Consider the following 11,185-nt stretch of genomic DNA (forward strand, 5'->3'; position numbering starts at 1 on the left):
CAGGACGCGTGACGGAATAGCGTTATGGCAGAAACATATCCGATCGACGATGATGATATCAGTGTCGAAGAAATCGAAATTCGCCTGCTGTTGGAAGCGATCTATCAGATGTACGGCTACGATTTTCGTTCCTATAGCCGTGCCTCCATGCGTCGCCGGATCATGCACCGATTGAGCATGTCCGGTTTTGACTCAATCATGGAAATGACCGACAAGCTGCTGCGCGAGCGGCCCTTCTTTGTCACCTTACTTAATGATCTGACGGTCAACGTAACTGAAATGTACCGAGATCCAGATTTCTACCGAGCCTTCCGTGAAGAGGTTGTGCCGGTGTTGAAGACGTTTCCGTTCATCAAAATATGGCATGCCGGCTGTTCAACCGGAGAAGAGATTTACTCTATGGCCATTTTGCTGGAGGAAGAAGGGCTCTACGACCGGGCCATGATCTACGCAACCGATATAGACAAAAATGTGCTGGCGTCGGCCAAGAAGGGCATTTACTCCATCGAAGCGGTCAAACAGTATGGTGATAACTATCGCCGTGCTGGAGGCAGGCATTCTCTATCCGACTATTTCACCGCTCGCTACGACAGTGTCATTATGGAACAACGGTTGAAACGCAATATTGTTTTTGCCGACCACGACCTGGCAACAGATCAGGTTTTTGGTGAAATGCACGTCATCATGTGCCGAAATGTGCTGATTTACTTCGATCGGCCGTTGCAAGAGCGAGTAATCAGGTTGTTCAGTGACAGCCTCGATATGGGTGGTCATCTGTGCTTGGGAACCAAAGAAAGTTTGCGGTTCAGTGGCCAAGAAGAAACGTTCGATGTTATCAACAAGTCGCTGCGGATTTTTCGCAAGCGGCAGTTTCAACACCACGCATGATTAGAGACAACTGATGATTGAGCAGAAACTGCTATTAGTGGATGATCAGCCAGCCAATTTAGTATCGCTCGAGGCGGTTCTGGAAGGCGAGGGCCGCACCCTCATGAAAGCGCATTCCGGGCAAGAAGCGTTGAAGATTCTGCTTAAAGAAGATATTTCATTGGTGCTGCTGGATGTACAAATGCCCGGCATGGACGGTTTCGAAGTGGCGGAATTGATGCGCCAACGCAAAGACACTCAAACTATCCCGATTATCTTTGTGACGGCGATCAGCAAAGAGAAAAAATACGTATTCAAGGGCTACCAGGCTGGCGCGGTGGACTACCTGTTCAAGCCACTTGACCCGCTGGTTCTTAAAAGCAAGGTGGATTTCTTTCTTAGTTTGGATAAGCAGAGACGTGAGCTGCAGGCTAAACTTAAGGAGGCCCAGGCACACCGTGCAGCCTATGAGGCCGGTAAAAAACGGGACGGGGAGGGCAGCGACTCGTCGTCGTGATCGCTTGCATGGGGCCAGTCAGGGCCATCGTTATGGGTGCGTCATGGGGCGGGCTGAATGCCTATACCCGCATCTTGTCAGCGCTGCCGGCGGATTTTCCGCTGCCGATCCTGCTGGTGCAGCATCAGCAGGCCAGCGCGGAAAATCGTATGCCATGGTTGCTGGCCCGTTACAGCGTTTTACCCGTTATTGCACCGGAAGATAAAGAGCCCATTGTAGGAGGCCATGTCTATGTGGCCCCGCCGGGTTACCATATGCTGGTGGAAGACGATCAGACACTGGCTTTTTCTACAGGAAGGCCTGTACTCTTTTCGCGACCGGCAATAGATGAATTGTTCTTTTCTGCTGGCACTGTTTATGGCCGCAACCTGTTGGGGGTGATACTTACAGGAGCTAATGAAGACGGCGCAGCAGGAATGGAATACATACACCGTAGAGGCGGATTCACCATCGCCCAATCACCGGTGAGCGCGGAAGCACCCACAATGCCGGAAGCGGCAATAACAACAGGTGCCATTTCCAGGGTGCTCGATCTTGAGGCAATCGGCCCCTTTTTGGCGGAACAGGTTGCAGGGTAGTAAACCTATGAAACAAAATATTTTGGTTGTGGATGATCACAGGGAAAATTTGATTGCGTTAGAAGCAATCCTGAATGCTGAGGGCCGTAATTTGATTATGGCCCAGTCTGGTAATGAGGCGTTGACTCTCGCCCTGAAGCACGACTTTGCTCTAGTGTTGCTGGATGTACAGATGCCAGAAATGGATGGGTTCGAAGTGGCTGAGCTCATGCGAAAAAACAAGAAAACCCGCCACATTCCTATCATTTTCGTCACGGCGATCTCCAAAGAGCAGAAATACGTATTCAAGGGCTACGAATGTGGGGCGGTGGACTATCTGTTCAAGCCCATTGACCAAAAGATTCTGGAAGCCAAGGTTAGCGTTTTTTTAGAGCTGGATCGGCAGCGGCGCAAATTAGAGCAAGCCGTTGTACAAATGAAGCGGCTCAAGGACGAAAATGAACGATTGCTGCATGCATTGGGCGAAGCCCTGATTGGTGCCAATGCGGAGGGCAAAGTGACCTTTTGCAATGAGGCCGCTTGTGCTTTGCTGCGGCAGAGTCGTGACGTTTTGGTGGGCAAGGGTGTGGCCGAGCTGATATTTAATGATGATGCCGGTAGCGTACGCTGGAGTTGGGGTGAGTCGCCCCTCTATGAAATTTGCAAACAGGGGGAAAGCTGGAAAAACGAACACAGCTTGTACACTCATAGCGATGACAGTCTGCTAGCCTTGTCAGTGCGGGCCAACGCGATTAATGATGATGCTGGCGTTTTTACGGGGGTGGTCGTAGTGCTTCGCCCGGCCGATGATGAGAACAATGTCAAGGGAAACGAGCGTAATCATCGCCGTAACCCGCGTAAGAAGCTGTTCCGGGAGATGGTAGTATTTGATCGTAGTACCGGTGGGAATGTAGGGCGTTTGATGAACTTGAGTGTGGATGGCTTCAAGCTATTTTCCCGCCGGAAATTACCCCATGGGCAAAAGCTTCAGCTGGGTATGGTGCTTCCCGATCAGATTGCCGGGGTTAATACCATCAGTTTTGATGCCCGGGTGGTTTGGGCGGAAACCTTGGATGCCCCCGATGAGTTTCAGGTGGGGTTCCAATTTCAGACGTTGAGCGCCATCACCCGTGATGTGGTCGAGAACCTAATGGAAAAATATTGAGTTATGACTGAGCTTCTGGAGACGCCGGAAAAGATGGATCTTCCTCCGTCACTGTTGCCCTATGGCTTTGCCCGGCGATTCGGTGTCTTGTTGCGCGAGCGTGACGGCCATAAAGAACTTTGTCACCGTGGGGATGTCTCTGTGGCGGCGCTAGGTGAGGTGCAGCGTCATATCGGCCGCCTGCCGCGCCTGGTGCCAATGGATGACGTGGCTTTCACCGCTGCCATGGCTGTTACCTATGAACAGCAGCGTGGTGCCGCAGCAGAAGCAGCGGATGATCTCGAAGGGCTGGATCTGGCCAGTTTGGCAGAGTCTCTGCCAGAAACCTCGGATTTGCTTGAACAGGAAGATGACGCTCCGATCATTCGCCTGATCAATGCCTTGCTGCAGGAAGCCATCCGCGAAGATGCCTCCGATATCCATATCGAAACGTTCGAACGCCGGCTAGTGGTGCGGTTGCGGGTCGATGGCGTTCTCCGTGAAGTGCTCACCCCGAAACGGGAACTGGCGCCGTTGCTGGTTTCGAGGATCAAGGTAATGGCGCGGATGGATATCGCTGAAAAGCGGATTCCCCAGGATGGTCGAATCTCGTTGCGCCTCGGTGGGCGCGATGTGGATGTGCGGGTCTCGACTATGCCCTCCAGCAATGGTGAACGGGTGGTACTGCGTTTATTGGACAAGCAAGCGGGGCGTTTGCAGGTATCGCATCTGGGCATGGGTGAAACCTGTGATGCACATATGCGCGAGCTGATCCATAAACCCCATGGCATTATTCTGGTGACTGGCCCGACAGGTTCCGGTAAAACCACCACGCTTTATGCCTCGTTAACGGAGCTGAACGACAGCTCTCGTAATATTCTCACAGTGGAAGACCCAATCGAATATCAGCTGGAGGGGATCGGCCAGACTCAGGTTAACACCAAAGTCGACATGACATTTGCCCGCGGCCTGCGTGCTATCCTTCGCCAGGATCCCGATGTGGTGATGGTGGGCGAGATACGGGATCTGGAAACTGCCGAAATTGCGGTGCAAGCCTCCCTGACCGGCCACCTTGTGTTGTCCACCTTGCACACCAATACGGCAGTGGGGGCGGTGACCCGTTTGCAAGATATGGGCATTGAGCCTTTTTTGCTCTCTAGTTCCCTGCTGGGTTCATTGGCTCAGCGGCTGGTGCGTGTGCTTTGCGATGACTGTAAAACCCCGTATCAGGCTAGCGCAAGTGAGCTGGAAATGATGGGGCTGGTGGCCACGCAGAGCCGTACGCTGTACCACCCCAATGGTTGTGAATCCTGTAACCATCAGGGTTACCGGGGGCGTACCGGGATCTATGAACTGGTACTGGTGGATGAGACGCTGCGCCAGTTGATTCACGATCGCGCCGGCGAGCTGGAACTTAACCGCCACGCTCGAACACTGACCAGCGGTATCCGTGAGGATGGCTGGCGAAAAGTGCTCGGCGGACATACCAGTGTAGAAGAGGTCCTGCGGGTAACCCGCGAGGACTAACGGGACAGTATTCTCCATGCCAGCATTTGAATACCGCTCTCTGGATCACAGGGGCAAGATCAACAAAGGCACGCTGGAAGCAGACAGTGCCCGCCAGGTGCGCCAGCAATTGCGTGAAAAGGGCTGGGTGCCCCTGGAGGTCAATGAAGCCAGCGACGCGAGCAGGCAGGGCATGGGCCGGTTTGCCGGATCCGGCAAAATCAATGGTGCGGAGCAGGCGCTGATAACTCGCCAACTGGCCACGCTGTTGAAGTCCGGCTTGCCGGTGGAACAGGCCTTGTCTGCGGTCTCCAAGCAGGCAGCCAACGACCGTATCGAGCGGATTATGCTGGCGGTGCGCGCCAAAGTGCGTGAGGGCTATAGCCTAGCACGCAGTTTCGAATCCTTTCCCCGTGCTTTCCCGGAAATGTATCGTGCCACGGTGGCGGCCGGTGAGCAGAGCGGGCATTTAGAGCAAGTGCTGGAGCAACTGGCGGATTACCTGGAAACTCGGCACGACACTGGGCGTTCCGTAGCCCAGGCGATGATTTATCCTGCGTTTATCATGGTGTTTGCCTCCATCGTCATCATGCTGATGATGACCTTCGTGGTTCCGAAGCTGGTGGCGGTATTCGAGGGGCGAGACCAGGCATTACCGTTACTCACCCGTATTGTCATGGCCATGAGCGACTTTGCCCGAGGCTGGGGCTGGCTGGTGGTGTTGTTAATTGTGCTGGGCGTGGTGATATTCATGCGAGCCATGCGTGAGCCGCGCTTTCGATTACGGGTGCACCAGCGTCTGGTCAATATGCCGCTGGTCGGCACCATGCTACGGGCTGGTGACAGTGCCCGGCTGGCCAGCACGCTGGGCATCCTCGGTCGCTCCGGTGTGCCGTTGGTGGATGCCTTGTTTATTGCCGCGCAGGTGGTGGGCAATCTGGCGGTCCGCAATGCGGTAAAAAACGCTGCCGCCAAGGTGCGTGAAGGCGGCAGCCTCAGCCGCGCCCTGGATGCCAGTGGCTATTTCCCTCCCATGTTGGTGCAGATGATTGCCAGTGGTGAGGCCAGTGGTGAGCTGGACAACATGTTGACCCGGGCCGCGGATTATCAGGAACGGGAATTGAGTAGCACGATTGGGACCATGGTGGGGCTGCTCGGCCCAATCATGTTGTTGGTCATGGCCGGGGTGGTTGTCATGATCGTCCTGTCGGTCATGCTGCCGATCATGCAAATGAATAACTTATTAGCCGGTTAAGGTGAAGGAATGAAAGCAAAAAGCGCCATGTCAGGGTTTACCCTGCTGGAAATTATGGTTGTGGTCGCCATTATCGGCCTGTTGGCGGCGGTGATTGTGCCTAACGTGATTGGCCAGGGGGAAGCCGCCAAGGTGGACCTCACCAAGGCCAATATGGGTAAAATCGTTCAGCAGTTGGATCTTTACAAGTTCAATAATGGTAGCTATCCCAGCAGTGAGGAAGGCTTGAATGGCTTGGTTGAGCGACCCTCTTCCGCTCGTAAGTGGCCCGACGGTGGTTACCTGCCAAAGGTCCCGCTGGATGCCTGGAACAACGACTATGTTTATATCAGCCCTGGTGTAGACGGTCCCTTCGACCTGTTGTCCATGGGCGCCGATGGCGTGGAGGGGGGTGAAGGCTCGGACGCAGACATCAACTGGCGTGACGTTCAGTAATATGCGTTTGCCCCGCACGCAGCAGTTCGGCTTCACCTTGCTGGAGATCATGGTGGTGGTGGGGCTGATCGCGCTGCTGAGCGCGGTGGTGATCAGCCAGGGTAACTGGACATCGGACGACCGACAGCTGGAACAGGAGTCTGCTCGTCTCAAGGATACCCTGGCGTTGCTCAATGAACGCAGCTTGTTTTCCGGACAATTATTGGCGCTACGCTTGCGCCATGATGGCTGGGAGCCCCTAGCCTACGACATTACCGCTGCCGATTTTCTACCCATCGAAGACACCGCTCTCAAGCCACGTCAAATCTCTCCAGCGCTGGAGCTGGTCTGGCAACTGAATGAGCTGGCGGATGAAGAACAAGCTAGCCTTAGCCAGGTTGCTGAAAGCCTGGTAAAGCAAGACACCTCTTTGGATCTGGGTGAAGGTGTGCTCGCCGAAGAGGATGACGAGCGAGCTGCATCCCAGCGCCAAGAAAATCGGAGAGCTGAAGATGAGCAGGAAAAGGTCTTCCCCCAGGTGTTCTTTTTCCCCAGTGGTGAAGTCTCTCCGGTCACATTGTCCATGCAAAGCCGGGATGATCTGGAAGCAGTGCAGCGATGGCAAATCTCTGCCTTGGGGCAAATCTCCGATCCGGATATGGAGCAGGACAAAAACCAGGAGCAGGAAAAGAGAGAATGGCTGGAACGGCGCGCACGAATGATTGAGGAAGAGCCGGAATGAAACAGCAGCGCGGTTTTACCCTTGTAGAAGTGTTGGTTGCTGTTTCCCTTCTTGCTCTGGTCATGGTGGTGCTTGGTCAGACCATCGGCTCCACCGCTCGCGCCTATACCAATATTAATGAGACCCATCTCGGCTTCCTGGTTGCCTCGGACAAATTAGTGGAAATGCAGGTGTACCAGCAGTGGCCGACCACCGGTGAGTCTGATTCTACCGTCACTCGAAATGGTCGTGATTGGTGGGTCAATACCCGGGTCAGTGAAGGCCCTTACCCTGATACCCGCCGGGTGGATATCGAAGTCGGCATGATGCAGGACGATGATCAGGGCCAAATGGCGTATCATTTGGCCAGTCTGATCGGGAAACCGGCCTCCGGATGATAAACCTCCAACACTCGACTAACGCCCAGCGTTCTTTCCAGCACGGTTTTACTCTGCTGGAAATGGTCGTCACCATCGCGATTTTTGCGTTCATCTATGTCTGGGTTGCCAGCTTTCTCAGCAGCGCCCTGCAGGGCCGCGAGCAGCTCAAAGACAATGCCGATGAGATGGAGCGCAACCAGCGAGCGGTGACGTTCCTGACCCTGGATTTCGAACAGCTTATCAACCGCCCGGTCCGCGACCCTTATGGGGACCCGCAGCCAGCCATTCTTGGCCGGGACAACTACGTTGAGTTTACCCGCCTTGGATGGGCCAACCCGTTTGGACTGCGAAAGCGTAGCGAAATGCAGCGCGTGGTGTATGCGCTGGAAAATGGCACCCTGTATCGTCGCTACTGGCCGGTGTTGGACACCAATGTGGCCACCGAATATCAGCAAGATGTGTTAATCGATCATGTGGAACGTTTCACGGTGCGCTACCTTGACCTCACCCCCCAGGGGGAGTGGCAATGGCTGGAATTGTGGCCGGATGTGAGCATGGTGGCAGTGCCCGTTTGGCAGCAGCGTCTGCCAAAGAGTATTGAGGTGGAAATCGAGCTGGAAAATGGCGACGTGGTGCATAGGTTTTACCGCACAGTGGTGAATCCATGGAGTTGAGGGTAAGCCCGTCGAAGCAAATGGTTCGACGACAGGGGGGCATGGCACTGGTGATCGTGCTGCTGCTACTGGCCTTGTTAACTACCATTACTGTTGAAGTGCTGTTCCGCCAAGACCGTTTCCTGACCCGGGCCGACAATCTGCTGCAATGGGACAAGCGCTACCAGTACGCCATGGCGGCAGAGGTGGTGGCCCAACAAGGGCTGATCGATGACCTGCAGGATGACCAGAATAATAATGCTCTGGTGGATGATTGCGTTGAAGAACAATGGGCTGTCCAATTGCCGCCAACGCCTTATGAAGATGCCGTTCTCAGCGCCAGCGTTCAGGACCTGCAGGGCCGGTTTAATCTAAACTGGCTGATTAGCGCCGAAGGTGGCAATTTTGTTCGCAATCCCGACAGTATCGACCGGCTCACTCGGCTGATCGAGTTGACCTTTCCCCAGGAAACCGACGCCTCACGGTTAGCCAACGAAATGGCCGATTGGTTGGATTCCAACAATATTGTTGACGGCGTAGAAGGGGCGGAGGATGCGGATTACCGCAGCCGGCGCACCCCGAATATGCCCGCGGCCCATGAGTCCGAACTGCGTGCCTTGCTCAGTTTCCAGGTGGCTAATCAGCCTCAAGATAGCATGGTTTGGGGGTTGTTTACGGCCTTGCCACTGGGAACAACATTGAACGTTAATACCGCACCGCTGCAGGTGCTGGATGCAGTGTTGGGTGCGGCGGCAGGTAGTGATGCAGCAGCAGCCATTGTTAAACAGCGTGAAGAGAAACCCATTGCCGCCGTCAGTGATCTAATGCAGGTTGCTCCGTTTAGCGAAATGGAGGCTGATACCAAGCAGCAGATAAGCGATTTGCTGGGGGTTAGTAGTGAGTACTTTCAGGTCATGGTGGATGTGGAGGTTGAGGGGCAACTGAGCCGCTTGGTAAGCCGACTGCGACGCCGCAATGAGGAGGATCAGGGCACCGAAGTGTTCAGCCGTCAGGTCAGCCCGTTGCTTACCCCGCTCGAACCGGCCTGCAATCCCTTCTACAATGTGGATCGAGGTTCGTCTTGATACACTGGAATGACAGTGTAACCGGATAGGCAGTGCATTGAGTGCCGGCCATGCCGGACGAACACGCAGCGAAAATATAACGCAGACATAACGACCAAAGGACACAACAGCGTGGCAGAGGCTCCACTGATTTACTTAAGCGGTGCAGGGGAAACGGACCCGGATCTTGAGCATCCGGTACTGGTGCAACGTCATCCTGCGGAAGTTGTTCAGGTCATGAGCCTGCGCGAAGCGCTGGAACAGTCTGCCGGGCAGACCCTCCATGTTATTGTCAGCGTCGCGTTTGCCCGGCTGACCCATGTGGCACTGACCCGTAAGCAGGCACGGCATATGCAGCGTATTCTTCCGTATTTACTGGAAGAGCAGATGCTGGGTAATCCCGAGTCACTGTGGTTTGTTTCCCGCAAAGGTCGTGGAGATGATTACGAAGTAACCGCCATTGCCCGCCATTTCATTGAGCAGCTCAAACGGTGGGCCAGCGAGCAGGGGGCGCTGATCGGCTCCCTGCAGGTGGACGCCGAGCGGCTTCAGGGGCAGGCCCCATTAATTGCTGAGCTGGATGAAGACCAGACCTTATTGATGGCAGACCGGGAGCGCTGTCTGGTGGTTGATGCCCAACAACGCGAGGGTATGCAGGCCCTGTTTGGCGATAGTCTCAACGACGCCATGGTGCTATCCGGTTCCACGGCTTTTGTTGACGCCTTGCGCGGTGGCTCGGGGCAGGAGTTGCTCACGGGCCTTTATGCCCCAAAGCAAAAGGAAGGCACCCGCACAGTCTTTACCCCCTGGAAGCCGCTTGGCATTCTTGCTGCGTCAGTGTTTGTGCTGGCTCTGGTGGCTATCTGGGTGCAACAGTGGCGCTATAATCAGGCGGCCGAAGCGGCTTTTGCCGATGCCCAGACGCTATTCGAGAACCTGTTCCCCGGTGACAAGGCCTCTGCGGCCTTGAGCCGCCAGTTTGAGGGCCGCCTGACTCATCTTGGTGGCGGTGGCAAGTCAGGCCAGACTGATTTCTTCCCACTTCTGGGGCCAGTGGCGCAGGTGTTGAAAGAGATAAAAGTTGAGCCCAAACGACTGCAATACGATCAGCGTGAAAATACGTTGCTACTGGATGTGGGTGCCAAGGATTATGCCCAGCTGGAGCAGCTCCAGAATGCACTTAAAAAGCAGGGGGCGCGTGCCTCTATAGCAAATTATCGCAATAGTGCTCAGGGCGTGAGCGCGCGAATCAAGGTGGAGCAGCCGGGATGAGCAGTACAACCGAACTGAAAAAACTGGCGGCTCAGCGTCGAGAACAAGCCATCCAGTGGTATCAAAGCCGTGAACCCCGTGAACAGCGCATCCTGCAAGTACTGGCTGTGGTGACGTTTGTGGTGCTGGTGTACTGGCTGATCTGGGCTCCCTCGGTGGCGGCGCGAGATCAAGCGCAACGGCAGTTTGTCTCTAACCAGCAGACCCTGCAGTGGATTGAGGATAACCGTGCAGCGGTTATCGCGGCCCGACGTGGTGACTCGTCGTCAGCACAACCTGCAGGCAACTGGATCGGTAATGTGAGCCGAAGTGCTGATCAGTTCGGCCTTACGCTGAAAAATTTTTCACCGGATGGTAATCGCGCCGTGCGTATCCAGATGGAAAATCAGGTGGTCTCGCAGACGATGCTTTGGTTGCAATCACTTCAGCAGACCGGCGCACAGTTAAGCAATCTGGAAATGACGCCAGGGGAGAAGCCGGGTACTGCCACGGTGCGCGCAACCCTGCAAAGGTAGTAGAAGGTGTAGCCGCTACAAAATGATAAATAACTAGCGGCAGAAATACGCAATTCAACGGCAACTGCATAGTCACCCATAGAGCCCCTGCCTAATACGATCCCTTGCCTTCAAGGGCGGGCTCATCGTCGGTAACGCCCGCTGTACATTCTGTTCTCTGGCAGCAGGATCAACTGGTCACTGGCTACATGGGCCGTCGGCGGTGGGGTAAGGCTGGCTGTCCACTTCAATCCTTCACCTGCGCTGGAGTGGTGCTCTGTCTGTGCGTTGGTTTGGCGCTGGAACCCGCTAACATCAAAAAGCCCCCCATCAGGGCCATG

General features: G+C 55.0%; 13 protein-coding genes. All 13 read left to right on the plus strand.

All coding sequences use genetic code 11. The annotated features are described in order from the left end of the window. Positions 1-24 precede the first annotated feature (24 nt). The 13 genes from ABNH10_RS11955 (at position 25) to ABNH10_RS12015 (ending at position 10,865) form a co-directional block, all read left to right on the plus strand. Positions 25-888: a CheR family methyltransferase gene (locus ABNH10_RS11955; RefSeq protein WP_349386147.1), complete on the plus strand. Its 864-nt coding sequence runs from the start codon at positions 25-27 to the stop codon at positions 886-888. A 13-nt stretch (positions 889-901) separates the two neighbouring features. Then, the gene (locus ABNH10_RS11960) at positions 902-1,384 is read left to right on the plus strand and encodes a response regulator (RefSeq protein WP_349386148.1); all 483 of its coding nucleotides are present in this window, start codon (positions 902-904) and stop codon (positions 1,382-1,384) included. 32 nt (positions 1,385-1,416) lie between these two features. After that, a complete protein-coding gene (locus tag ABNH10_RS11965; protein ID WP_349386149.1) occupies positions 1,417-1,962 on the plus strand; it encodes a chemotaxis protein CheB in 546 nt (181 codons plus the stop codon). Positions 1,963-1,969: 7 nt separating this feature from the next. Beyond that, positions 1,970-3,106, plus strand: a complete 1,137-nt coding sequence (locus tag ABNH10_RS11970) for an ATP-binding response regulator (RefSeq protein ID WP_349386150.1) — start codon at positions 1,970-1,972, stop codon at positions 3,104-3,106. A gap of 3 nt (positions 3,107-3,109) precedes the next feature. Next, the gene (gene gspE / locus ABNH10_RS11975; protein ID WP_349386151.1) at positions 3,110-4,612 is read left to right on the plus strand and encodes a type II secretion system ATPase GspE; all 1,503 of its coding nucleotides are present in this window, start codon (positions 3,110-3,112) and stop codon (positions 4,610-4,612) included. A 16-nt stretch (positions 4,613-4,628) separates the two neighbouring features. Beyond that, entirely contained in the window at positions 4,629-5,846 is a 1,218-nt protein-coding gene (gspF, locus tag ABNH10_RS11980; protein ID WP_349386152.1) for a type II secretion system inner membrane protein GspF, read from the plus strand. 9 nt (positions 5,847-5,855) lie between these two features. Continuing rightward, complete coding sequence (gene gspG / locus ABNH10_RS11985; RefSeq protein ID WP_349386153.1) at positions 5,856-6,281, plus strand: type II secretion system major pseudopilin GspG; 426 nt, start codon at positions 5,856-5,858, stop codon at positions 6,279-6,281. After that, complete coding sequence (locus ABNH10_RS11990; RefSeq protein WP_349386154.1) at positions 6,268-7,002, plus strand: pilus assembly FimT family protein; 735 nt, start codon at positions 6,268-6,270, stop codon at positions 7,000-7,002. Before gspG ends, ABNH10_RS11990 begins: the two co-directional genes overlap by 14 nt. Further along, complete coding sequence (gene gspI / locus ABNH10_RS11995) at positions 6,999-7,379, plus strand: type II secretion system minor pseudopilin GspI (RefSeq protein ID WP_349386155.1); 381 nt, start codon at positions 6,999-7,001, stop codon at positions 7,377-7,379. The genes ABNH10_RS11990 and gspI overlap by 4 nt, the downstream gene beginning before the upstream one ends. After that, positions 7,376-8,035 (plus strand): type II secretion system minor pseudopilin GspJ, encoded by a 660-nt coding sequence (gene gspJ, locus ABNH10_RS12000; RefSeq protein WP_349386156.1) that lies wholly within the window; start codon positions 7,376-7,378, stop codon positions 8,033-8,035. The genes gspI and gspJ overlap by 4 nt, the downstream gene beginning before the upstream one ends. Continuing rightward, positions 8,026-9,099, plus strand: a complete 1,074-nt coding sequence (gene gspK, locus ABNH10_RS12005; RefSeq protein ID WP_349386157.1) for a type II secretion system minor pseudopilin GspK — start codon at positions 8,026-8,028, stop codon at positions 9,097-9,099. The genes gspJ and gspK overlap by 10 nt, the downstream gene beginning before the upstream one ends. 111 nt (positions 9,100-9,210) lie before the next feature. Then, positions 9,211-10,350: a type II secretion system protein GspL gene (gene gspL / locus ABNH10_RS12010; protein ID WP_349386158.1), complete on the plus strand. Its 1,140-nt coding sequence runs from the start codon at positions 9,211-9,213 to the stop codon at positions 10,348-10,350. Then, on the plus strand, positions 10,347-10,865 hold the full coding sequence (locus ABNH10_RS12015) for a type II secretion system protein M (protein ID WP_349386159.1): 519 nt from the start codon (positions 10,347-10,349) through the stop codon (positions 10,863-10,865). The genes gspL and ABNH10_RS12015 overlap by 4 nt, the downstream gene beginning before the upstream one ends. Positions 10,866-11,185: the final 320 nt, after the last annotated feature.

It is taken from the genome of Alcanivorax sp. (assembly GCF_040119285.1).
Classification (GTDB): Bacteria; Pseudomonadota; Gammaproteobacteria; order Pseudomonadales; family Alcanivoracaceae; genus Alcanivorax.

Bases quoted from the DNA above. Each gene is read 5' to 3' on its own strand.
- gspK (WP_349386157.1), top strand. From the start codon at position 8,026: ATGGAGTTGAGGGTAAGCCCGTCGAAGCAAATGGTTCGACGACAGGGG.
- gspI (WP_349386155.1), top strand. From the start codon at position 6,999: ATGAAACAGCAGCGCGGTTTTACCCTTGTAGAAGTGTTGGTTGCTGTT.
- gspF (WP_349386152.1), top strand. From the start codon at position 4,629: ATGCCAGCATTTGAATACCGCTCTCTGGATCACAGGGGCAAGATCAAC.
- ABNH10_RS11970 (WP_349386150.1), top strand. From the start codon at position 1,970: ATGAAACAAAATATTTTGGTTGTGGATGATCACAGGGAAAATTTGATT.
- ABNH10_RS11965 (WP_349386149.1), top strand. From the start codon at position 1,417: ATGGGTGCGTCATGGGGCGGGCTGAATGCCTATACCCGCATCTTGTCA.
- gspJ (WP_349386156.1), top strand. From the start codon at position 7,376: ATGATAAACCTCCAACACTCGACTAACGCCCAGCGTTCTTTCCAGCAC.
- gspE (WP_349386151.1), top strand. From the start codon at position 3,110: ATGACTGAGCTTCTGGAGACGCCGGAAAAGATGGATCTTCCTCCGTCA.
- ABNH10_RS11955 (WP_349386147.1), top strand. From the start codon at position 25: ATGGCAGAAACATATCCGATCGACGATGATGATATCAGTGTCGAAGAA.
- gspG (WP_349386153.1), top strand. From the start codon at position 5,856: ATGAAAGCAAAAAGCGCCATGTCAGGGTTTACCCTGCTGGAAATTATG.
- ABNH10_RS11960 (WP_349386148.1), top strand. From the start codon at position 902: ATGATTGAGCAGAAACTGCTATTAGTGGATGATCAGCCAGCCAATTTA.
- ABNH10_RS12015 (WP_349386159.1), top strand. From the start codon at position 10,347: ATGAGCAGTACAACCGAACTGAAAAAACTGGCGGCTCAGCGTCGAGAA.